A 22,279-nucleotide genomic window follows, 5' to 3' on the forward strand; every position below is an offset into this window, starting at 1 on the left:
CTTCGTCGAAACAGCCAATTTACCTATATACTATTTATGCACAGTGTCCCGCTGTTTTACCCATTCTGCGTGTCCTGCATAATGGCCGGTCAAACCGGGCAGACTTCCCTTTCGGTCCCTGCGGTTTGTAACAAAGCCGCCGATGTGCGTTTTACACGGCTAACCGTAAAAAACCGTTTTTTCGCCCAATTATGCCATACAGATTAACGAAATCCAACGACGAACTCTGTTAAATGTGCACAAAATTCTATGAAACCGTTTGACAAATCGGAGAGGATGCAGTATGATTGGTTACAGTTCGGAAACAGAACGTAAACAAAACAGTAACAACCCAGAAAACAACATCGGTTTTTCCGGTGGCGCGGGAAGTGTTCCCGCTGCGTTTTCACCTGACTTTTAGGAGCGTAACACAAATGTCTATTTCTCTGCGTAAGCATGCTGCCATGTTCCTCGCGGCAACCTTCACGGTAGGCTCGATGGCAACCTTCGGCGCTGCTGCACTGGAGCAGCCGACTGCGGTACTCTCTTCCACTCTGAACCATTCTGTCGGCACGGTGCTCACCTCTGCCGAAATCTCCAATGCACAGCAGGCTATGGTGAAGGCAAAGGCTTCCGCACTCAAGGCACAGCAGGATGCTGCCAAGAAGGCGCAGGAGGAAGCTGCTAAGAAGGCTAAGGCTGAGGCTGCCAAAAAGGCCGCTGAAGAAGCAGCTAAGAAGGAAGCCGAGATCAAGGCCGCTGCAACCCAGGCCGCTTACAACCAGCTGGTCGCAAGTGCAGCCACCGCCCGTCCGGTAGCTTACTCCACAACGTATCTGGCAAGCGATGCCATCAAGGCAAATGCCACTGCGCTTGGCAATTATAAACTGACCTTCTACGATCCGTGCGTTGAATGCAACGGCAACAATCTGGCACTGACCGCTACCGGCACCACCCTGACCGAAGGCCGCACGATCGCAGTTGACCCGTCCGTCATTCCGCTCGGCAGCCGCGTATTCATCGAGGGCTACGGCGTGTTCATCGCTGAGGACACCGGCGGAGCGATCAAGGGCAACAAAATCGACATTGCAGTAAGCACCCACGAGCGTGCAAACGAGCTTGGCGTGCAGTACGCAAATGTATATCTGCTGAAGTAAATTTTTGAAGAGCTGTGCGAAAGCACGGCTCTTTTTTTTTGCCAGTTTGAACAGTTTGGAGACCGAGGACAGGTACGTCCTCGGTTTTCGTTTTGTATTTCGCGTCAGAATCGCGTGTACGATGGTTTGGGCGAGTCTGTTCAAAACTATACGCCGAATTTGCAGGAGCGATTGTGCGGCGTTTGAGCGGGTTTTCATTATCATTCCAGAAATTAGGGTTTTCGCTTGCGAAGCGAGAGAATCCTGCCTCCCCGGCAGGGGCACAAGAAGAAGAGAACCAAGGTTCCCTCCTTCCTATTCAGCACAGCGAAAATCAGAGAACGGTGAATTGCCCGAAGGACAAGAGAGAGTCCTCCAGAGGATACCTGTGCCGCGCAACTCGTTGGTCTGGTGGCACAAGGGAGACCACCGGCCTCCCCTGCGATTACACATCTGCAAATGGTAAAAAAACAGCCACAGACACCCTGCGGCTGTTTTGATTCAATTACGCGCTCTCGCGCTCCTCCTGCACCTTGGCGATGCCATGCTGGATCGGCTTCCACTCGACCTTGCCGACCAGAGCGGCGATCGAAATCGGAACATAGGTGAGCATGAAGAACGGGAAGGTAAAGGTATACAGCACCTTTTTCCACGCCGGACCTGCGATGCGCTTCCACTCGGCGATCATCGTCACCGCGCCGAAGGCAAACAGGCTGAACGTAATGCCGCGCACGGTCAGCAACAGAATACGGCCGAGCATGCGCATAACGCGGTATGTAATGTATGCCGGCTGTGCGAAGCTGGTCACGCACAGGAGTACGGCCAGCAGCAGCGAGCCGATGGTAACAAGGTTGCACGGTGCAACCGTCATCAGCATATCATAGCAGGACATGCCCGCCTTGCCGCCGCGCGTACAGCCGCGCAGCAGTGCGCCGGTATACTTTGCGTCCACCTGATAGAAGCCCTTGCTCCAGCGCAGACGCTGATCCCACGACTGACGGAAATGCTCCGGCTGCTCATCGTAGATGATGGCATTGCCGCAGTAGCCGATCTTACGGCCGCGGACCGCACTGGCGATGGAGAACTCGATATCCTCGGTCAGCAGATGATAATTCCAGCCGCCTTCCTCGCGGAGCACATCAGCCGAAATCAGAAAACCGGTGCCGGAAACCGCACAGTTGACGCCCAGACGGGTTCTCGGGCGGTTCAGGAAGCGCGACTCACGCAGGAACCACAGTGCATAGCCTGCGGAGATCCAGTTCGCGCAGAAGTTCTGCGAATTGCGGTAGCTGGTCAATGCAGAATACTCGCCGGTATCGTACATCTTGTTCATCTCACGGACGAACTGCGGATCTACGATGTTGTCCGCATCGAATACGAAAAACGCATCGTACGCATCCTCACCCTGCTCCTCAAAAATATGCTTGAACAGATAATCCAGCGCGTAGCCCTTGCCGACCTGCACCTTATTAAATCGCTCGTACACGATCGCACCGGCACTGCGCGCTACCTCAGCGGTATTGTCCGTGCAGTTATCTGCAACAACAATAACATCGAGCAGCTCCGACGGATAATCCTGCTCCTTCAAGGTGCGGATCAGTCTGCCGATAACGGCGGACTCATTGCGTGCCGAAATGATCGCCGCGTAACGGTGCAGCTCTGCATTTTCTACACCGCCGCGCTGCTTGCCCCACAAGCCAACCAGAAGGTAAAAGATCTGGTACGCATACGCCGCAGTAAAGAAAATGAACAGCACCCACTGCATGCTCTCCAAAAACCGAAGCATAAAAATTCCTCGTTTCTTCTCCTGATTTATTTCTCTATACTTTAGATATTGTGGCGGTTGTTTCAACCCTTGTACTATAATAGCACTATTAACGCATTATGCAACACATTTTTAACCGGATTTCACAAAATTTTTAATTTTTCACTGTTCGCACAAAATTTTTGTGCTTTCATGCGTTTTTTTCATGCCACTTTGCCCTGTCTTTCCGTAAAAAAACAGTGAACTGAGAGACGCATTCGTTCCGCACCGCTGACGCTCTTTCACTTTTCCCTGCTGTTTGCCTGGATAAATCCGGGTTTTCTCTATAACATCATCAATTTCGTATACATTTCATAAAGGAAAGGAGGGCATTTTCTCTCGCCGCTCTCCCCTGCATATACAGCAAAACGGCTGCCGCATTGCGACAGCCGCCGGTATTTGATTATTAAGGCAACACCGCACAATTAAAGCTGCGGCGCTTTGCGGAAATTTTGTGTCCTGACTTTGTTGCGATTTCACAGTAATACATTAAGTATTACTGCAAAACCGCGCCTCGTTAGTACACAAAATTTGCTCGCAAATCGCTCTTGTTCAATTATGCGGTATTGCCTTAACCGTTTACCTGCTTTGCCAGCTCGTCAGCCAGCGCTTCGAGTGCGCCGAGCTGGTTCTCTGCCAGGGCAGACTTGATGGAGATCGGGTTCTCGAGGATGGTCATGTTCTTCATGCCCTCGAGCATGCCGATCATCTGCTTGCCCGCAGTAGCGGCCCAGGTGCCGTTGTCAATGACGGCAACCGTGCGGTTCTGCAGGTTAAGCGCCTTGATGTCGGACAGATATGCCTCCATCTTCGGCTGAATGCCGCTGTTGTAGGTCGGCGCGGCGAGCACCAGATGGCTGCACCGGAAGCTCTCGGCTACCAGCTCGGAAACGTCGGTTTCGGAAACATCGTACATCGCGATATTCTTCACACCCTTGTCAGCCAGCATACCTGCGAGCACGTTTGCGGCGTTCTCAGTGTTGCCGTACATGGTCGCGTAGGCGATCATGACCGTCTTGTCCTCCGGCTCGTAGGTGCTCCACTTCTGGTACTTCTCCAGCAGCAGGCCGAGATCCTTGCGCCAGATCGGACCATGCAGCGGGCAGATCATCTCAATATCGAGCGATGCCGCCTTCTTGAGCAGCGCCTGCACCTGTACGCCGTACTTGCCGACAATGTTAGTGTAGTAGCGGCGGGCATCGTTCATCCAGACCGTGTCGAACGTAATCTCGTCATTAAAAATGTTGCCTGCCAGTGCACCGAACGTGCCGAACGCATCAGCAGAGAACAGGATCTTGTTCTTCTCGTCGTAGGTGACCATGACCTCCGGCCAGTGCACCATCGGCGCCATGACAAAATGCAGGGTATGCTCGCCCGTGGACAGCTTGTCGCCTTCCTTGACGACCAGCGCACGCGCGGCAACGTCCGTTCCGTAGAACTGGGCATACATGCCGACCGCCTTGGCACTGCATACCATCTTCGCCTCCGGATAGCGGCGCAGCATGTCGTCGATCATCGCACAGTGATCCGGCTCCATATGCTGAACGACCATGTAGTCCAGCGGACGGCCGTTCAGCGCGTGAACGACGTTTTCGATATACTGACGGCTGATGGACTCGTCCGCCGTGTCAAACAGCACGGTTTTCTCATCCAGCAGCACATAGCTGTTATAGGATACCCCCTTGGGGATCGGGAACAAATTTTCAAAGCGGCTCAGGCGGCGGTCGCTGCCGCCAACATAAATGAGATCATCCTTGACCTTTCTGGTACTGTGCATCGCACGACACCTCCGTATAAATATCTATATTGAATTGTAGCATATTTTTGTGCATTCGTCCAGTGGTAGGGTTAGTCTCGGCATACAAAAAAACGACCGATGAAACAGCCGGTTTTTGACGGGATACAGGTTTCGATCGATTGCAGCAGCGGGCAGGTACCGAGCACCATGAACAACAGGCTGATCAGCCGGCCGACAATCTCGCCGGGAGTTTGCCGTTCATCGGTCCGTGCAGTATATCGATCGAGCGTTTTGTCTTTGCCATGTGCATTCTCCGTTTCGTTTTTTTGTCTACTTCTATTGCAGCACGGTTTTATTGATGAGAAAAGCACATGTTTCTCATGTTTTGCATTGCAATTCTGCATATATATTGTTTTGTCTAAAAAAAGAAAAAGTGCAGAAAACTTGCGTTTTCTGCACTTCGAAAGCACAAATATTGATTAGCGCTTGGAGAACTGCGGTGCGCGACGAGCTGCCTTCAGGCCGTACTCACCTGATCCTGATCCGAAAAGTCCAGTATTCATGCGGGTTTTCGGGCTTCCCTCTCTCAGTAAACCCATAGGTAAACCCACGAAATCGGGGAATTTTTGGTGCAATTTAACGCAGCCCGAATGCTGCATTCACAACGCTGCTCAATTCCTCAGGTTTATTATACTTGACTTTCGCATAGATGTCCATAGTCGTTTTGCTGTTCTCATGGCCTGCCAGATACTGCACCGTCTTAGGATCAACACCTTTGTAAATCAGATTGGTGATGTAGGTGTGTCGCAGCATGTGCGGAGTCACCTAGAAGTCCATCGCATACACCAGTTTGGGATTGTTCGGCTGATGCTCACCAAGCCTTGGCTTTATTCTATGCTTCCTCGTTCGACAAAATATTCTACAATGATATCGAATTTGCTCGAATGGGAAAGGGTAACCCCTGCCTTGCCGAGCATCTCCTGCATCTGGACAAGTGGCAACTCCAACATCCAGAAATTGTAGTCCTAAAATACGCAGTCAAACATATTGGGCAACAGTAAAAGTGGTTTTGATTTTCGCGGTAGCTGCGTTCATTGAAAACTTGCAATTTGCGAACAACTCGCATATTGACTTTCTTGCTTTCTTGGATTATAATATTTGCGAATGAACTGCAAATTGGAGGTGCGGTGACTTGCATAGCTACAGCACGCGGCAGCGAAAGGTTCTGCTTGCCTATTTGAGCCAGCACCCGGACGAGCTGTTGTCCGCACGGCAAATTGCGGACGCTTTGGCAGATAAAAAAATCAGCCTGAGCGCCGTATATCGAAACCTTGCACAGTTAGAGACAGAGGAAAAAGTGCGTCGGAGCAGTAAGAGCGGCACGCGCGAGGTCTACTATCAATACCTTGATGCCGAAAGCTGCAAAGGTGCGCTGCACATGAGCTGTATCAAATGCGGCAAGACCTTTCACATGGCAGCTGGTAACGCAGCTTTGCTCGCAAAGCTTTTGGCGCAGAGCGAACAGTTTATGTTGGACACGACTGACACGATCCTCTATGGAACTTGTTCGGACTGCAAGGGAAAATAACGATTGGAAAGGAGGACAGACCATGACAAAGAAATTTCGTTTTATGACGGGCTTGCTGGCCGTAGTGCTGGCCTTTGTTATGCTGTCCTCTCTTGCCTATATCGCAGCGGAATCCGACCATGACTGTACTGGCGTGGACTGCGCCATCTGCCATCAGATCAACGTCTGCGAAAACCTGCTCAAAAGCATTGGGCTTGCCGGCTCCGCCGCAGCTACTGTAACGGCGATTCTATATATTCTGTGCCGGATCATTCCCTCCTGTACAGAGGTTGCCCGCACCTTTACGCTGGTTTCTCTCAAGGTCAAACTTTCAAATTAAAAATAAGAACTTTTTACAAGGGTGTAGTCTATCTGTTTTCGGATAGACTTTTGCGGCGTTGCTGTTACCCTTGTATTTTTGCGCCCATTTTTAAGTTCTTATCATGATTTGGAGGTAACAAACCCTATGAAAAAAATAACTGCGCTGCTGCTTGCGCTTTTGATGCTCGTCGGCGCTCTTGCCGGCTGCGGAAAGCAGAACGATACCAACAAAACCGACAAACTGAGCATTGTCACCACCATTTTCCCCGAATATGACTGGGTGCGTGAGATTTTAGGTGACAAAGCCGATAACACCGAAGTCACGATGCTGCTTGATAACGGCGTTGACCTGCACAGCTATCAGCCCACTGCCGATGACATTGTCAAAATCTCCAACTGCGACCTGTTCATCTATGTGGGCGGCGAGTCCGACGGCTGGGTGGACGATGCTCTGAAAAATGCCACCAACAAGAACATGAAGGTCATCAACCTGCTGGATGTCCTTGGCGACAGCGTCAAGACCGAAGAAGTGGTCGAGGGTATGCAGGAAACAGAGCACGATCACGACCATGACCACAGCAAGGAAGTCTCCACCTTTGAAGATGACGAGGTTCAGGACAGAAGCCTGTCTGATTGGGCGGGCGACTGGCAGTCTGCCTATCCCTTTGTGCTGGACGGAACGCTGGATGATGCGTTTGCAGCGATGGCAGAGAAAGGCGAAATGACCGCCGAAGAATACAAGAACTACTATCAGAACGGCTACAAAACGGACATTACCAACATTGATATTGAGGGTGACCACATCGAGTTCACCTACGAAGATAGCAAGAAGGTCGGCTCTAACTACAAGTATGTCGGCTATTACATTCAGAACTGGTCTACCGGCACGAAGGCGGCCATGTATCGCTTTGAGGCGGAGGACAAGGATTCCGGCGCGCCGGTCTACATTGAGTTCAATGACCACATGATCGAACCGGCCGCCGCCGAACACTTCCACATCCGGATGAGCAACGAGAGCTTCGACGCGATCGTCGATCCCGAAAACTCCTGGCCTACCTTCTTCCCGGCTGATATGACCGGCGAAGAGATCTGCGAACACATGGAAGGGCATGACCACGACGAGGACGAAGACCACGAGCATGAGGAAGAAAAGGACGAGCACGTTTGGCTTTCTCTGAAAAACGCGGAGGTTCTTGTAAATGCCATTTCCAAGTCCTTGCAGGAGCTGGACCCCGACAATAAGGACATCTACGCTACCAACGCCGCTGCCTATATCGAAAAGCTCTCTGCGCTGGACGGCGAATATCAGGCTGCCGTGGACGCTGCGACCTATAAGACCGTTCTGTTCGGCGACCGTTTCCCGTTCCGCTATCTGGTGGACGATTACGGTCTGAGCTACTATGCCGCTTTTGTGGGCTGCTCCGCCGAAACGGAAGCCAGCTTTGAGACCGTTTCGTTCCTTGCTAAGAAGGTGGATGAATCGAAACTGCCCTGCGTTCTGACCATTGAGGGCGCACAGCATAAAATTTCCGAAACCATTATCCAGAACACCGCTGAGAAAAATCAAAAGGTGCTGACCATGGATTCCATGCAGTCCACCACTTCTAAAGATGTGGCAAACGGTACGACCTACCTCTCCGTGATGGAGAAGAACCTGTCCGTGCTGAAAGAAGCATTGGGTTAAGGAGGTAGGTCTATGGCTCAGCTCACTTGTCAAAATCTCCGCGTCGGCTATGATGGGAAGTCCGTTCTGCAAGATCTCAGCTTTGAGGTCTTTGCAGGCGACTACCTCTGCATCGTAGGGGAAAACGGCTCTGGTAAGAGTACACTTATGAAAACGATCCTTGGCTTGCAGCCGCCCATCAGCGGCAGAATTTTGACAGGCGACGGGCTGAGGAAAAATGAGATCGGCTACCTGCCGCAGCAGACCGTCGTACAAAAGGATTTCCCTGCATCCGTGAGAGAGATCGTTCTCTCCGGGTGTCAGGGGCGCTGCGGCAGCCGCCCCTTTTATAACAAAGAAGAAAAACAGCTTGCCGAAGAAAACATTCGGAAAATGCAGATTGATAAGCTCTCAAAGCGATGTTATCGAGAGTTGTCCGGCGGGCAGCAACAGCGGGTATTGCTTGCCCGTGCGCTGTGCGCCACACAAAAAATGCTGCTCTTGGACGAGCCTGTTTCCGGGCTTGATCCCAAAGTGACAGCGGAAATGTATCGTCTGATCGACGAACTGCACCATCGGGACGGTATCACCATTATTATGATTTCTCACGATATTGCCGCCGCAGTCAAATACGCCAGCCATATTCTGCATATTGGCAACACCGTTTTCTTCGGAACAAAGGCAGAGTATCTCCAAAGCCCGCAAGGGCGGCTATTTGCCGCAGAGAAAGGCGGTGATGAACAATGACTGCAATCTTGGAAAAACTGACCCTCTATTGGGCGTACCCCTTTGTCCGCTATGCGCTGGTGGTCGGCGTGCTGATTGCGCTCTGTTCCTCTCTGCTGGGCGTAACGCTGGTGCTGAAACGGTTTTCCTTCATCGGTGACGGACTTTCTCATGTGGCGTTCGGAGCCATGGCGGTTGCCGCTGTGCTACAAATCACCAACGAAATGCCGCTGGTCATGGTCATTACAATCATCAGCGCCGTGCTGCTTCTGCGTACCGGGCAGAACACGAAGATCAAGGGCGACGCCGCCATCGCCATGATCTCGGTGGGGGCACTTGCTATCGGCTATCTGCTGATGAATTTGTTCTCCACATCCTCTAACTTGTCCGGCGATGTGTGCAGTACGCTATTCGGCTCGACCTCTATTCTGATGCTGACGAAAAGCGAGGTCTGGCTGTGCGCGGTGCTGTCGGTGGCGGTCGTGGCGGTATTTGTTCTTTGCTACAACAAAATTTTCGCTGTGACCTTTGATGAAAACTTTGCAAAGGCTGTGGGGACAAAGGCCGATTTGTATAACTTACTGATTGCCATAACGGTCGCCGTTGTGATCGTGTTGGCAATGAACCTTGTCGGCTCACTGCTCATATCCGCCCTTGTTATTTTCCCGGCGCTGTCTGCCATGCGGGTCTACAAAAACTTCCGTGCGGTGACGATCTGTGCGGCCGTCCTTTCCGTCTGCTGCGCCGCACTGGGCATTCTGATCTCCATCCTAGCTGGAACGCCGGTCGGCTCGACCATTGTGGCTGTGGATATTTTTGCATTTCTGATTTTCTCAGGAATATCCCGATTGGGAGGTATCCGCACATGAAACAGGCTTTGTTTATTCTCGCCGTCGCGCTTTATCTGGTTTCCCTCTGCGCCTGCGGCGATCAGAAGATCCAGTCCAAATCGAAGCAGGGCAGCGCGACCCAGCAGGTCGTTCAGGAGCAGATGGCGAATGCCATAGGCGAAACAACCGCTCCGCCGACTGCAATTCCGGAGCAGCAGCCTGCTTCGGATAAAACTGCACCGAAAAAATCCGTTCCGGAACCGGAGCAGACGCAGCCCGCCGAAGCGCTTCCGGACTATGAACCGGCACAGGCCTCCGGCGAACCGGATGTCGATCTGACTACGCTCAGCAGCACGATGGTCTACTCCGAGATCTATAACATGATGTACGAGCCGGATCGGTATGTCGGAAAGCGCATCCAAATGAATGGGCAGTTTGCGGCCTATGGGAATCCGAACACCGGCGCGGTGTACACGGTCTGCATCATCATGGACGCGACTGCCTGCTGCTCGCAGGGGCTGGAATTCGTCCTCGCGGGCGAGCATAGCTATCCTGCCGACTATCCCGAACTGGGAACAGAAATCACGGTCGTTGGCACATTCCAGACCTACGAAGAAAACGGATATATGGACTGCCATCTGGTCGATGCAGAGATAACCAAGTAAGAAATCGTATCTTGCAAAAAATAGCAGCTTTCCACCGAAGCCGCATTTCTGCGCAACGGTTGACGAAAGCTGTCTGTTTTGCTATATTATGCCCGTCAGCACAGAATATATCCGATGCGTGGCTTCCTGCATCGAGCGAGCCGGGTGGTATTGAATAGCGCTTTACAATCACCCGGCGGTTATCGCCCTAAAATGCAACTTTTCTGCGAATACAAGCTGATTTTCAGTTTCCACAGTGTCGAACATACTCTGCATCGAAATACCCACCTATCGACTTTGCGGTTTTGTGGGATTTTTTGCACGACCGCAAATATACACACGCCCCAGCGAATGGTGTTCACCCCGCAGCAATTCACTGTTTCACAAAGGAACTGCACAAAAGCGATAACTATTTCACCTTTTTCACTGCCCTTGCTTTACAGAGACGAAAATTGGTGATTTTCGACCCTTAGATGTACAAAAACAGGCGGCACCCAGCTGAGTGCCGCTCAGCCTGTAGAAAAAGTCTGTCTTAGCAATCACGCCAAGGCAGGCTTTTTCGTTTGAAAAGGGAAAAATAGCAGCCAAGAAAAATAATCGGCCGCCAAAATCCTTCTCCACCTCTTCCTATGAGAAGGATTTTTGCGTTTCCATTTCCAAGCGGCCAGTTTTTTCAAATTCATGGCAGCAAATTTAAGCTTCACCCAGTTGGTAACCTGAGCCAAGCCTCTGTACTGCGTATAGCGCATACCGTGCTTTTCTTTTGCATCGGCAAACACACGCTCAATTTTTTGTTGTCTTAGCTTGTAGATATCCCTGTACGAAGGTGTGTGTCGTACATCCTCAGCCATCTCCACAAAGTGCTGCCAGATATGCCTTGTAACGTTTTTTTCGCACTTGGCATTTTGTGTACACATCGCTTTTGTTGGGCAGTCTGCACACAGATAAGAACGGCTTTTGTATTCGCGGTAGCCATCGCGGTTTGTGGTAGAATGAAGTCAGAACTCTGCCACTTTCAAAGATTCTTTTGCAGATCCAAGGGGTTTTGTAGGCGCTGTCGGCTGCAACGATTTTGTGTTCGGGGTAGTGCTGGCAAATATCATCATACAGAGAATCAAATGCTACGCTGTCGTGAATATTTCCTGGCGTAACATGTACACCTAAAATAAAGTTGTGCTTGTCACAAGCGGTATACGCTTCATAGGCAAAGACTTTCTTGTGTTCGCCCGAATACGCCGCATTCCGGGTCTGTAGTCGAAACAGTCTTTTCTACCATTTCCGATTCACCGGAGTTATCTCCACTGCCAGAATCATTCCCGTTGTTGTTTTCGTCGAAGGGCTTCTTTCCGTGCGCTTCTCTGTCCAAATATCCCTCGTCCGCAGCTGCCTTTAATACCCAGCGAAAAATACACTCTACCGATGCGGTATTAAAACGGTGTTTGAAGTTATAGCTCACCGTTGAAAAATGCGGAACCTGCTCGTTCAGCGGATATCCAATAAACCACCGATGCGCCATATTCATCCCAATCTCTTCCAGTGTTCGGTGCAGAGAACGAATGCCGTAGATATGTTGAATCAGCACAATTTTGAACAGAACAACAGGATCAATGCTGGGACGTCCATTGTCTTTGCAGTACAAATCCTCAACAAATTCATACACCTTATTAAAGTTGATCGCTGCATCGATCTGACGCAGCAGATGGTCCTGAGGAACCATCTGTTCCAAACTTACAAACTCAACTTGATTTCTGTTTTCAATATTTTTCGTTAGCACGTTTATCACTCGTACTTATTATTCCATTTTTCGAACCATTTTACCAGAAAAAGGCCACCCAAATACTTCACGGTCAAACTCCATAATGAGGCCTCCCAATGTGTTACAGAGTAGAGATTTCTATGTATGTTGCGGATGATAAACTTAGGGCAATACCGCATAATTGAACAAGAGTGATTTGCGAGTAAATTTTGCGTACTGACGAGGCTCAGTTTTGCGGTAATACTTGATGTATTACCGTGAAACTGCAACAAAGTCAGGGCACAAAATTTCCGCAAAGCACCGCCGCTTTAATTGTGCGGTGTTGCCTTAGTTTTAATATATACTTAGGGCTTATTTGCTTTTCTTATTCAGCAGTTCACCATATGATCTAAATTCGTCAATGCGATGATCTCCTACAAGGGGACTGCATCATCTGCTTTGCGCTGGCGTTCAACCGGAGCAGTCTCTCACTCTGGGGGATTCCTTGGCGAATCAACTCCGCATTGATGCTTTCAAGATTAGCAAGAACGATCAATTGTTGCAGGCTTGCTTCATCCCGAATATTTCCTTTGGAATCCGGGTGTGTCTGGCGCCATTCCTTTGCCGTGATGCCGAACAGTGCAACATTCAGCACATCTGCTTCATTGGCGTAGGTAAAGCACTGACGCTGTGGGATCACATCCGGCGGAATCAGTACATCTTTGATTGCATCCGTATGCTTCCTCCGTATTCTGAAATTTGGTTGGCTGCAAATCTCGGAAACGGAGGGCGGGCCGCGGCAGCGGGGTTGCGCACAGGGCGCAAAAAATCCCACAGCGACACCGCTGCGGGCATAAGAGTATTTGAGGGTAACGATGATGGACGGGGCGGGGTATCCTCAAAAGGACGCAAAAAGTCAGGGCATCCGATGCCCGGCCATAGGTGAATGAAGGAGGGCTGCCATTCGACAGCGACGACAGTGCCGCGGATGTGAGGATACCTCATAAGAACCGCCTGTTCCGGCTTGGAGCCATGTTTTTCATTATCGTGCAGGTTCGGCCTCTGCGCTCAAAGCAGAAGATCACGACAGAAAAGCGGAGAGATTGCTGTATCGCAGTCTCTCCGCTTTCAACATGGATGGCTGTTCAGAAGCTCTGAACAGAGGGATGTATCAGATGGTGTGTTCTCAGTGGTCGAATGCCTGCCGGTTATTTCTTAGGCGGGTATAGAATGCTGCTTCAACCCCCATGTTCGTTGCCTACCGATTGGCCTCTTGTTCCTACATTTTGCTGACAACAGCCCTGATATCTACCACTATAAAAGCTATCCCTCGCTTGTTCATCTGCCTCCGATCATCCTTCCGGAAATTGCTCATTTGTGTACTTCCGCCGATAGCTGGACCATAGTTGAAGTCCCACTGGGACAAACGGGCTGGTGACATCACATAGCTGCCATGTTCAGCCGGATGCATCTGCTCCTGTGTTCATTTTTGAAATGATGTCAGAGAGGAAGCTGTCTGCGTTCCCAGACCTCAGGTCCTTTTTCTGAAGCAGCAGCACGCGTTCATCGTCGCAGACCACAAGCCACAAATGCAATGATTCAAAGACGCTCTTTATCCGTGTATAAGAGAGATGTTCTTCCTTCTCCTCTGCGCAGATCGTTACACCGGCATCCTCGAAGCGGATAGTGGTTTTGAACTTTTCCCAATCAACGGCCCGCCGCAGCTTCAGCGCTTTCCACGCCTCCTTTTTGCAGGATGCCGGTATGCGCGGCGGCGTTCTTCCGCGAGCAAGGGCAAACTCCAGCAAACCTGCAATGATCACGGCTCCGCCCACAATGATTCCCGCGGTGGTTTTTGGCGGCATCAAACCAAGAATCAGTGTCAAAAGGCCCAGAGCCAGCAGGAACACGCCATAAATGCGGTAGCGCACCGTCCGCTTTTCGCGCGCCGGGCCTTTCGCGGCGTGAGTTCTGATGCGGTCTATCGCATTCCACATAGCAGGGCAGCGCCGCCGGCTTTCAGCTTCCAAACACTGGTGCAGCAGCTCTACGGTTTCTCTGTCCACAGCAGGGTCATCGCAGTTGCTTATTTGAAAAAGATACATGGTGCTTCTCCGTTTCGAAATCGGCTCATTGAGAGTGCCGGAAAATCCATTCACAGCATATCGGACTGCCCGGCGGCAGTCCGATATGCTGTGATGTGCTGATGGTACTTTGCATAAGAATTGCCGACCGCTTGCATCCTATTTTTCAAACAGATGCAGCAGATATCCGTAGCCCTCGGCCTCCATTTTTTCATAGGGGACGAAGCGCAGAGCCGCACTGTTGATGCAGTAGCGCACGCCATTGGGGGACTCCGGATCGCCGGTGAACACGTGGCCGAGGTGGGAGTCTCCGGCACGGCTTCTGACCTCTGTGCGGCGCATGCCGTGGCTCAGGTCCTCCAGTTCCACCACGGCAGGGCCCTCAATGGGCTTTGTGAAAGCCGGCCAGCCGCAGCCGCTTTCGTACTTATCCGTGGAGGAAAAGAGCGGCTCGCCGGTGACGACATCCACATAGATACCCTTTTCAAACTTGTCCCAGAACTCGCCCGTGAAGGCACGCTCCGTGCCGCTCTCCTGCGTAACACGGTACTGCTCCGCCGTCAGCTTGTCCCGGATGGACTCCGCCGCAGGCTTCTGATAGTCGCCCGGGTCGATGCGCAGCCGGGAAAAAAGCTCCATCTCCTCGCGCGGGATGTGGCAGTAGCCGTCCGGATTCTTTTCGAGGTAGTTCTGATGGTATTCCTCGGCGGGATAGTAGTTCTTGAGCGGGCCGATCTCCACGAAGAATTTCTCGCTGCGGCCGCGCTCGATCTCCGCGATGCGCTTCACCGTTTCTCTCGCGCTTTCATTGGTGAAGTAAACGCCGGTCTGGTACTGGCTGCCCCGGTCGTTTCCCTGCCGGTTTTGTACCGTGGGGTCGATGACATAGAAGTACGCCATCAGCAGCGCGTCGAGGCTCACCTGCTCGGGGTCGTATTCCACCCGCACGGTCTCCCGAAAGCCGGTCTCTCCCTTGCAGACGGTCTTGTAATCGGCGTCCGCCTCGCAGGTGCCGTTGGCATAGCCGCTCTCGGCATCGATGACGCCGGGGATGGACTGCATCAGCTGTTCCATGCCCCAGAAGCAGCCGCCCGCCAGATAGATGACATTGTCTGTGGTATCCATATAGGTGATCTCCTCGTCAGACCGGTCAAAAGCCGGGCCGTCCATGTTTGCTTCCTGTCCGCTCTTTTCCTTCGGCACAGTCTGCCGCCCGGCGGCGCAGCCGCTCAGCAGCAGTACCGCGGCGAAAAGCAGGGCTAATACACTTCGATACATCGCGTTTCCTCCTTTCAGGGGAATCCGGGCTCACTCCGCCCCTTGCCCGCCGAGGGCAATGCAATGGCGCGCAGCAGGCACTTTTTTAAATCTCAGGTCAGCCCATATCGGCGGCAAGAGCCTGGTCGATGAGTTTTTGCAGCGTCTCCGCCTGCTTCTTTTCCGTGATGGCGCCTACGATGGGTTCACCCACGATGTTGCCGCTGCGGTCGACCACATAGGTTGTGGGATAGGCAAAGATGTTGGTGGTAAACTTTCCCGCCTCACCGTCGGAGTCAAAATACACATTCTGATAGGTGGCGCCTTTCTTGGCAAGCACCTCCTTCGCCTCGGCAATGGCCTTCTCGTCGCCGTCCAGCGTGAAGGTGTTGACGCCGATGAGCGCGCCGCCCTTCTTCGCCAGTTCCTTGTTCAGCGCGTCCAGCTCGCCAAGCTCACCCACGCAGGGATTGCAGGTGGTGAACCAGAAATTCACCACGGTGACGGCGTTGGCGGAGAACAGCTCGTCGCTCTTCACCGTGTTGCCATCCAGGTCCTTGCCATCAAAGACGGGGAATTTCTGCATACTGCCGTCGTCGGGAGGGTTGCTCGTGTCGCTGCCCGCGGGCATGCTCATATCGCCGTCCATGGATTTCTGCATGATATCGGGATACTTCTCTTCCAACTCGGTCAGCTTGTTTTCAATATTGCTGATCTCCGTGGCTGACTCCTTCAGCCATGCAAACTCCTCGTCGCTGAACTCTTCCTTGGCGTCCTCGATGGTCTTGAGCAGGAAGTCGCCATAGTTTTTGCCGTCCTCCTGCATGGTCATGCCCTTATCGGCCGCCATGAACACCTTCTCCCAGAGCTCGGTTTTTTCCGACAGGAGCGCGTTCTCCTGTGCCATGAGTTCCTTGTGCATGGCGAGCGCTTCCTCGGCATTTTTCGCTTCGCCAGTCATGGCGGAGCCGTTACCGCTCATGTCGCCCATCTTGTCATTGTTCTTCGTACCGCAGGCCGCCAAGGCCAGCAACATCAGCACGGCAAAAGCCCGTGTAAAAATTCTCTTTCTGTTCATTTTGATTCCTCCATCGTTATTTTCTTTGTTGTTTCTTTCCCATTGCCGAAGCCGTAGTGGAAGCTCACGGCGTTCGTCGGGCAGGCGCGGATGCACATCCCGCAGCGGATGCACTCGGTATGGTTGGGCGTTTTCGTCACATCCACATCCATCTTGCAGGCTCTGGCGCATTTCCCGCAGGAGACGCACTTATTCTTATCCACTTTCATCTGGAAGAGGGACACCCGGTTGAACAGCGCGTAGAACGCGCCCAGCGGGCAGAGCCACTTGCAGAACGGTCGGTAGAACAGTACACTCAGCGCAATCACCGACAGCAGGATGCTGAATTTCCATGTAAACAGCTTGCCCAGCGCCGCCCGGATGCCGGAATTGGCAAGGGACAGCGGGATGGCTCCCTCCAGCACGCCTTGGGGGCAGAGGTATTTGCAGAAGAACGGGTCTCCCATGCCAACATCGTTCACAAGGAACGCCGGCAGGAGAATGACCATCACCAGCAGGACAGCGTATTTCAGGTATGTCAGCGGCTTCAGCCTCTTTGTGGAGAGCTTCTTTGTCGGAATTTTATGCAGCAGCTCCTGAAACCAGCCGAAGGGGCATAGAAAGCCGCAGATAAAGCGCCCCAGCAGCACGCCCAGCAGAATGAGAAAGCCTGTGATATAGTAGGAGAAGCTGAACTTGGACGAGCCCACCACCGCCTGAAACGCCCCAATGGGGCAGGCCCCGGACGCCGCCGGACAGGAGTAGCAGTTCAGCCCCGGCACGCAGACGGTCTTCCCTGCCCCCTGATACAGTCTGCCCTTGAGGAAATTCGGCAGATGCAGGTTGGTCAGCAGCGTCGCCCCCGCCTGAATCCAGCCCCGGAAGCGGGACATGGTCTGTGAAACGCCTGAAAACTTTTTACCCAATGCCCACACACTCCAGACATAATTGGATTGCTTTGCTCAGCACCGTCGCCGCCTCGCCCCGCCAGACACCGAAGCACAGCATGGTAATTCCGGTTATCAGCAGCACGATCTGCGCCGCGGCCTTTTTCCCGCAGCTCATTTTTCATCACCCTTTCCGATTTTCTACCCCCATTATAGCGCGGGAGAGTTAAAGTCTCTGTTAAGAACGAAAACTTAACGCAACTCTTATCTGTTTTTTCTATAAGGAAAGCAACACAAAAACGAAGAAATATAAAGGAGGGCTCTCATGCACCTTTTAGTAATTGAAGATGAACGCGCCCGGGGCGAACGACTATCTGGCAAAGCTCTTCCACTTGGCGGAGCTGGAGGCCCGCATCCGCAGCCTGACATTGCGGCAGTTCACCCAGCAGGATGTGCTGCTAAGCTGCGGAGGCCTGACCTTTGACACCCGCTCCCGTACCGCCGCCGTCAACGGGCAGACGCTGACGCTGACTCGCAAGGAAACGGGAATCCTGGGATACCTGATGGTGCATCAAGGAAGTCCAGTAAGTCAGGAGGCGCTGATGGATCACGTTTGGGACAATAGCGTGGACAGCTTCAGCAATTCCATTCGCGTCCACATCTCCGCCCTGCGCAAAAAGCTCCGCGCCATGCTGGGCTATGACCCCATCCGCAACCGCATCGGCGAGGGCTATCTGATGGGAGGCGAGGAGGAATGAAGCGTCTTTCTTTGCAGTGGCGCATCACGCTGATGACCGTCCTGCCCATCGGCATCACCTGCGTGGCCATGAATTTACTGCTGTGCTCCTCCGGTGTGTACTATATGGACACCATTGCGGACAGCTTACAAGGCGGCAGCACGGTGATCCTGAATGATGGCGGAGCGGCGAGCTTTGACCCGCAGCTCATAGCGCCCAACGAGGAGTTGACCATCGTCGTCGATGGGGTGCAGGGGCGCTTCCGCACCACCAACTGGTACATCACGGCGGCGGTAACGCTGCTCAGCGGCAGTTCATCGGCAACGCCGCCCACAAGCTGCGCACGCCACTGGCACTAATGCAGGCACAGTTGGAGCTGTTTTCCGCGGAGCATCCCGATGTGCGACCGGAGACGGCGGAGTTTCTCACCCTCCTGCGCGAGCAGACAGAGCGGCTGACGCAGATGACCAGGACGCTGCTGGAGATGAGCAATCTGCGGCAGGTGGCGCGGAATGAGCGGATCCAGCTCGCTCCATGGTCGAGGAGATCTTCACAGATCTCGCGCCGCTGGCGGAGAAGCGAAGCATCACGCTGGAAGCGGAGGGCGACAGCTCCCTGACCGGCAACGACGCGCTGATCTACCATCTACTCTTCAACCTGACGGAGAACGCCGTCAAATACAACCGCCCCGGCGGCTCGGTGCAGGTCGAGCTTGAGCATGGGCAGGAAAAGTGCATCATTCGCGTTTCCGACACCGGCTGCGGCATTCCGGAGGAGTATCAGCAGAGCATTTTTCATCCCTTCTTCCGGGTAGACAAATCCCGCAGCCGCGAGTACGGCGGCGCGGGACTGGGGCTTTCTCTGGTGTGGGAGATCGCCGATCTCCACGGCGGCTCCGTTTGGGTGGAGGAAAGCTCGGACAAGGGCACGACCATCGCGGTCGAACTGCCGGCAGGGACAGAAAGCGATCCCTCCGGCGCGGATATCACATAACAGTCCTCGGCTGATTCATGGCGATCGTTTTTCAACCTCCACAACATTATCGCGGCAACTTTCGATCAGTTTCCTGTCGTGGGTGATCACAAGAATGGTTCTGCCGTTCCGCGCTTCGCTTTTCAGCCTTTCCGCGATCAGGCGCATATTCTGCCCATCAAGGCCGCTGGTGGGCTCATCAAGGATCAATATCCTGCGGCCGGAAAAATGGCGCAGGCGATGGCAAGGCGCTGCTTCTGTCCGCCGGACAGGGCGGACGGATGCGCATCCCTGTACTCGTAAAGCCCAAATTCTTTCAGCAAATGTCTGGTACGGTCTTTGTTTTCTTCCGTCAATCTGGTATTCAGCAGCAGCTCCTCCGCCACGCTTGCCGTAAAAAACTGCGTTGACATGTCGTTGCCGCAGTAATAGATTTCCCTGCACCGGACTGCCGATCTTGCTTTTTCCCGTCTATCAGGATATGTTTTGTCATTTTTTTGCGAGTAACTCTTGACAGCTCAAACTGTGTCTGATATAGTTACAGTATAAACTGTTATCAAAACAGACACAGTTATTTCGGAGGTGAATCTATGCGTCAGATATTGCTTTTTGCGGCACTTACCGCCTCGCTGGCACTGCTGGCTGGCTGCGCGCTATCCAAAACAAAAAAGGACACGGAGGATATGACCGACAAGGCGGCGTATCATAAAATCAGTGCCGAGGAAGCCTATGAGATGATGGCCTCACAGGAGGTCGTGGTGGTAGACGTCCGCACCCGTGAGGAATACGACGGCGGGCATATTGAAAACGCCGTCCTTGTGCCCAACGAGAGCATCGGGAGCGAAATGCCCGAGGCGCTGCCCGATAAGGAGGCGACGCTGTTGGTCTACTGCCGCAGCGGCCGCCGCAGCAAGGATGCCACCCAAAAGCTGCTGGCGCTTGGGTATCAGAACGTCTACGACTTCGGCGGCGTCATCGACTGGCCCTACGAGCTTGTGAAGGAGGGATAATTGTGAACAGCTCCTTTAATCTGGCAGTCCACGCGCTGGTCTGCCTGAGCCACAGCGGACGCTCTCTCAGCAGCGAAGCGCTGGCGGAGAACATCTGCACCAACCCCACTCGCGTCCGCCGGGTGCTGGCGGGGCTGAAAAAGGCAGGAATGGTGGAGACCCGGGAGGGCTTGGACGGCGGCTACCGCCTGACGGCCGATCCTGCGAGCCTGACTCTGCGGCAAGTGGCGGAGGCGGTAAATACCCGCTTTGTGGACTGTGCGTGGCACAGCGGCGACATCGACCGGGACTGCGCCATCTGCTCCGGCATGGCGGGCGTCATGGACACGCTGTATCGGAACATGAACGAGGAATGCGCCGCCTATCTCTCGCACATTACGATCACAGATATTGAAACACAGCTTTTTACACAGAAATAGGAGGATTTTACGATGCTTACCATTACGACCAACAGCTTTGAAAACGATGTTCTCCGCGCGGACAAGCCCGTGCTGGTGGATTTCTGGGCGCAGTGGTGCCCCTACTGCCGCCGCATTGCCCCGGCCTTTGACAAGGTGGGCGAGCAGTATGCCGACACGCTTATCTCCGGCAAGATCAACTACGACGAGGAGCCGCAGCTCATCGAGCGCTTCGGCATCGACACCATCCCCACGCTGCTGCTCTTTAAGGACGGCAAGGTGCTCGGCTCCATTGTCGCCCCCGCCTCCAAGGCGGCCATTGAAGCGTTTATCAAGGAAACGCTGGCGCAGTGAGGACACGATTATGAAGCAGATCTATGATATGATCGTCATCGGCGGCGGCCCCGCCGGTTACACCGCCGCCCTGTATGCCGCCCGTGCCGGACTTTCCACGCTGGTGCTGGAAAAGCTCTCCGCCGGCGGGCAGATGGCGCTGACGGAGCAGATCGACAACTATCCCGGCTTTGAGGACGGCATCGACGGCTTTACGCTGGGCGAAAAAATGCAGCAAAGCGCGGAGCGCTTCGGCGCGGTGACGGAGCTGGCGGAGGTGTACAAAGTAAGTCTTTCCGGGAAGATCAAGACGCTGGAAACCAGCGAGGGCGTCTTTCAGGGCCGCACGGTGGTCATCGCCACCGGCGCGTCGCCCCGTCCCCTGGGCGTTCCCGGCGAGGATACGCTCATCGGCAAGGGCGTCCACTACTGTGCCGCCTGCGACGGCGCGCCCTATCGGGGCAAGACCGTGGCGGTGGTGGGCGGCGGCAACTCCGCCGCGGCGGACGCTCTCGCCCTGTCCCGTATTGCAAAGAAGGTCTATCTCATCCACCGCCGCGACAGCCTGCGGGCGACGAAGGTCTATCATGAGCCGCTGATGAACGCGCCCAACGTGGAATTCCGCTGGAACAGCACCGTTTCCGCACTGCTGCACGAAAGCCGCCTGACGGGGCTTCGGCTAAAAGACGTCAACACCGGCGCGGAGCAGGAGCTTGCCTGTGACGGCGTGTTCATCAGCGTGGGACGTGCCCCGGCCACGGAGCTGTTCCGAAATGAGCTGGCGCTGGACAAGTCCGGCTATATCGTGGCAGACGAATCCACCCGCACGAATCTTCCCGGCGTGTTTGCCGTGGGCGACGTGCGCACCAAGGCGCTGCGGCAGGTGGTCACCGCCGTATCGGACGGCGCAGTGGCCGTCCACTATGCGGAGGAATATCTGGCGGAGAATCGGTAAAGGGCTGCAAACGATCCTCTCAACGGCAGTTCCTGTCCGTAAGCGATACGATTGCGAGCCTTGCCTCAAAAGAGCGCAGGGCATGTTAGATTAAGGAGATCATATATATGTGGCTGTTTTTCGGAATTTCTGCGATCATTTTTACAGGATTCAATCTGATTTACTCTTTTAAAAACAAGAATGAAAAATGGTTTAGATTCGCAGCCCTATCGTTCACTGCCTTGACCGTATGTTCGTTTTATTCAGACGGAGCGATGCGTGTGCTAAATGAAGATTGGGGAGGCTTGATGGATATTATGCCAACCATGAGCAAGGCTCTGTGGGTGTGTGTAGGGATATCCATTCTATTAAACTCTGTTTCGCTCTTTAGAGAGAAATAACCACATTTCTATCTCAAGGACCCCCCCCCCCCCGGCTGCACACGGCAGGTCTGTGCCTTTGCCGTA

General features: G+C 53.4%; 25 protein-coding genes and 4 pseudogenes. 14 read left to right on the forward strand and 15 right to left on the reverse strand.

The features are described 5' to 3' along the window. The first annotated feature begins 413 nt into the window (after positions 1-413). A complete protein-coding gene (locus DW806_RS15925) occupies positions 414-1,136 on the forward strand; it encodes a 3D domain-containing protein (RefSeq protein ID WP_118361450.1) in 723 nt (240 codons plus the stop codon). A gap of 484 nt (positions 1,137-1,620) precedes the next feature. Here DW806_RS15925 and DW806_RS13075 read toward each other — a convergent pair whose 3' ends face one another. The 4 genes and pseudogenes from DW806_RS13075 to DW806_RS15795 all read right to left on the reverse strand — a co-directional run. Further along, on the reverse strand, positions 1,621-2,901 hold the full coding sequence (locus tag DW806_RS13075) for a glycosyltransferase family 2 protein (protein ID WP_330425280.1): 1,281 nt from the start codon (positions 2,899-2,901) through the stop codon (positions 1,621-1,623). A gap of 589 nt (positions 2,902-3,490) precedes the next feature. Then, positions 3,491-4,696: an FprA family A-type flavoprotein gene (locus DW806_RS13080; protein ID WP_118730221.1), complete on the reverse strand. Its 1,206-nt coding sequence runs from the start codon at positions 4,694-4,696 to the stop codon at positions 3,491-3,493. A 597-nt stretch (positions 4,697-5,293) separates the two neighbouring features. Continuing rightward, positions 5,294-5,557: pseudogene (locus DW806_RS13085) on the reverse strand (tyrosine-type recombinase/integrase); the annotation flags it as partial. Next, positions 5,545-5,664: pseudogene (locus tag DW806_RS15795) on the reverse strand (RNase III inhibitor); the annotation flags it as partial. The pseudogenes DW806_RS15795 and DW806_RS13085, both read right to left, overlap by 13 nt. Positions 5,665-5,849: 185 nt before the next feature. On the opposite strand from DW806_RS15795, the gene DW806_RS13095 reads away from it, so the two are divergent. The 6 genes from DW806_RS13095 (at position 5,850) to DW806_RS13120 (ending at position 10,429) form a co-directional block, all read left to right on the forward strand. Further along, a complete protein-coding gene (locus DW806_RS13095) occupies positions 5,850-6,245 on the forward strand; it encodes a Fur family transcriptional regulator (RefSeq protein ID WP_118730222.1) in 396 nt (131 codons plus the stop codon). Between the two features lie 22 nt (positions 6,246-6,267). Further along, positions 6,268-6,564 (forward strand): hypothetical protein, encoded by a 297-nt coding sequence (locus DW806_RS13100; RefSeq protein WP_118730223.1) that lies wholly within the window; start codon positions 6,268-6,270, stop codon positions 6,562-6,564. Between the two features lie 126 nt (positions 6,565-6,690). Then, positions 6,691-8,229 carry a metal ABC transporter solute-binding protein, Zn/Mn family gene (locus DW806_RS13105; protein ID WP_118730224.1) on the forward strand — a complete coding sequence of 513 codons (1,539 nt, stop codon included), beginning with the start codon at positions 6,691-6,693 and terminating at the stop codon, positions 8,227-8,229. Between the two features lie 12 nt (positions 8,230-8,241). Next, positions 8,242-8,955 carry a metal ABC transporter ATP-binding protein gene (locus DW806_RS13110; protein WP_118361407.1) on the forward strand — a complete coding sequence of 238 codons (714 nt, stop codon included), beginning with the start codon at positions 8,242-8,244 and terminating at the stop codon, positions 8,953-8,955. Then, on the forward strand, positions 8,952-9,803 hold the full coding sequence (locus DW806_RS13115) for a metal ABC transporter permease (RefSeq protein ID WP_188885844.1): 852 nt from the start codon (positions 8,952-8,954) through the stop codon (positions 9,801-9,803). The genes DW806_RS13110 and DW806_RS13115 overlap by 4 nt, the downstream gene beginning before the upstream one ends. Then, positions 9,800-10,429: a hypothetical protein gene (locus DW806_RS13120; protein WP_118361405.1), complete on the forward strand. Its 630-nt coding sequence runs from the start codon at positions 9,800-9,802 to the stop codon at positions 10,427-10,429. The genes DW806_RS13115 and DW806_RS13120 overlap by 4 nt, the downstream gene beginning before the upstream one ends. A gap of 518 nt (positions 10,430-10,947) precedes the next feature. On the opposite strand, the gene DW806_RS15930 is transcribed toward DW806_RS13120, so the two are convergent. From DW806_RS15930 to DW806_RS15510, 9 genes are all read right to left on the reverse strand, one after another. Beyond that, the gene (locus DW806_RS15930) at positions 10,948-11,352 is read right to left on the reverse strand and encodes a transposase (RefSeq protein WP_118361403.1); all 405 of its coding nucleotides are present in this window, start codon (positions 11,350-11,352) and stop codon (positions 10,948-10,950) included. Next, positions 11,252-11,671: a transposase gene (locus tag DW806_RS15935; RefSeq protein ID WP_199677316.1), complete on the reverse strand. Its 420-nt coding sequence runs from the start codon at positions 11,669-11,671 to the stop codon at positions 11,252-11,254. The genes DW806_RS15930 and DW806_RS15935 overlap by 101 nt, the downstream gene beginning before the upstream one ends. Further along, entirely contained in the window at positions 11,607-12,182 is a 576-nt protein-coding gene (locus tag DW806_RS15505; RefSeq protein WP_199677314.1) for a transposase, read from the reverse strand. The genes DW806_RS15935 and DW806_RS15505 overlap by 65 nt, the downstream gene beginning before the upstream one ends. 379 nt (positions 12,183-12,561) lie before the next feature. Next, positions 12,562-12,978: a hypothetical protein gene (locus tag DW806_RS15270; protein ID WP_147359202.1), complete on the reverse strand. Its 417-nt coding sequence runs from the start codon at positions 12,976-12,978 to the stop codon at positions 12,562-12,564. A gap of 622 nt (positions 12,979-13,600) precedes the next feature. Further along, positions 13,601-14,248, reverse strand: a complete 648-nt coding sequence (locus DW806_RS13140) for a YcxB family protein (RefSeq protein WP_118730227.1) — start codon at positions 14,246-14,248, stop codon at positions 13,601-13,603. Between the two features lie 138 nt (positions 14,249-14,386). Next, complete coding sequence (gene msrB, locus DW806_RS13145; RefSeq protein WP_407926641.1) at positions 14,387-15,352, reverse strand: peptide-methionine (R)-S-oxide reductase MsrB; 966 nt, start codon at positions 15,350-15,352, stop codon at positions 14,387-14,389. Positions 15,353-15,602: 250 nt separating this feature from the next. Next, entirely contained in the window at positions 15,603-16,562 is a 960-nt protein-coding gene (locus tag DW806_RS13150) for a TlpA disulfide reductase family protein (protein WP_118730229.1), read from the reverse strand. Further along, positions 16,559-17,434 carry a 4Fe-4S binding protein gene (locus DW806_RS13155; RefSeq protein ID WP_188885944.1) on the reverse strand — a complete coding sequence of 292 codons (876 nt, stop codon included), beginning with the start codon at positions 17,432-17,434 and terminating at the stop codon, positions 16,559-16,561. Before DW806_RS13155 ends, DW806_RS13150 begins: the two co-directional genes overlap by 4 nt. A gap of 25 nt (positions 17,435-17,459) precedes the next feature. After that, positions 17,460-17,606, reverse strand: a complete 147-nt coding sequence (locus DW806_RS15510) for a CD1871A family CXXC motif-containing protein (RefSeq protein WP_188885841.1) — start codon at positions 17,604-17,606, stop codon at positions 17,460-17,462. 181 nt (positions 17,607-17,787) lie between these two features. Between DW806_RS15510 and DW806_RS13160 the strand changes: the two are divergent. Together DW806_RS13160 and DW806_RS13165 are read left to right on the forward strand one after the other, a co-directional pair. Continuing rightward, a pseudogene (locus DW806_RS13160) lies at positions 17,788-18,186 on the forward strand (winged helix-turn-helix domain-containing protein); the annotation flags it as partial. Further along, positions 18,183-19,158 (forward strand): annotated as a pseudogene (locus DW806_RS13165) (sensor histidine kinase). The pseudogenes DW806_RS13160 and DW806_RS13165, both read left to right, overlap by 4 nt. A 15-nt stretch (positions 19,159-19,173) precedes the next feature. Here the strand turns inward: DW806_RS13165 and DW806_RS15805 are convergent. Next, positions 19,174-19,305 carry a hypothetical protein gene (locus tag DW806_RS15805; protein ID WP_243022757.1) on the reverse strand — a complete coding sequence of 44 codons (132 nt, stop codon included), beginning with the start codon at positions 19,303-19,305 and terminating at the stop codon, positions 19,174-19,176. Positions 19,306-19,343: 38 nt separating this feature from the next. Beyond that, positions 19,344-19,550 carry an ATP-binding cassette domain-containing protein gene (locus tag DW806_RS15810; protein ID WP_243022753.1) on the reverse strand — a complete coding sequence of 69 codons (207 nt, stop codon included), beginning with the start codon at positions 19,548-19,550 and terminating at the stop codon, positions 19,344-19,346. Between the two features lie 177 nt (positions 19,551-19,727). On the opposite strand from DW806_RS15810, the gene DW806_RS13175 reads away from it, so the two are divergent. The 5 genes from DW806_RS13175 (at position 19,728) to DW806_RS13195 (ending at position 22,213) form a co-directional block, all read left to right on the forward strand. Next, the gene (locus DW806_RS13175) at positions 19,728-20,147 is read left to right on the forward strand and encodes a rhodanese-like domain-containing protein (protein ID WP_118730231.1); all 420 of its coding nucleotides are present in this window, start codon (positions 19,728-19,730) and stop codon (positions 20,145-20,147) included. Positions 20,148-20,149: 2 nt separating this feature from the next. After that, positions 20,150-20,566, forward strand: coding sequence for an RrF2 family transcriptional regulator (locus tag DW806_RS13180; RefSeq protein ID WP_118480765.1), 417 nt, complete (start codon positions 20,150-20,152; stop codon positions 20,564-20,566). A 12-nt stretch (positions 20,567-20,578) separates the two neighbouring features. Then, positions 20,579-20,899: a thioredoxin gene (gene trxA / locus DW806_RS13185; protein ID WP_118730232.1), complete on the forward strand. Its 321-nt coding sequence runs from the start codon at positions 20,579-20,581 to the stop codon at positions 20,897-20,899. 10 nt (positions 20,900-20,909) lie between these two features. Continuing rightward, positions 20,910-21,833 (forward strand): thioredoxin-disulfide reductase, encoded by a 924-nt coding sequence (gene trxB / locus DW806_RS13190; protein ID WP_118730233.1) that lies wholly within the window; start codon positions 20,910-20,912, stop codon positions 21,831-21,833. 107 nt (positions 21,834-21,940) lie between these two features. Beyond that, on the forward strand, positions 21,941-22,213 hold the full coding sequence (locus tag DW806_RS13195) for a hypothetical protein (RefSeq protein WP_118480771.1): 273 nt from the start codon (positions 21,941-21,943) through the stop codon (positions 22,211-22,213). Positions 22,214-22,279 lie beyond the last annotated feature (66 nt).

Origin of the sequence: Butyricicoccus sp. AM32-19 (genome assembly GCF_003480365.1) — a bacterium.
Lineage (GTDB): Bacteria > Bacillota > Clostridia > Oscillospirales > Butyricicoccaceae > Agathobaculum > Agathobaculum butyriciproducens.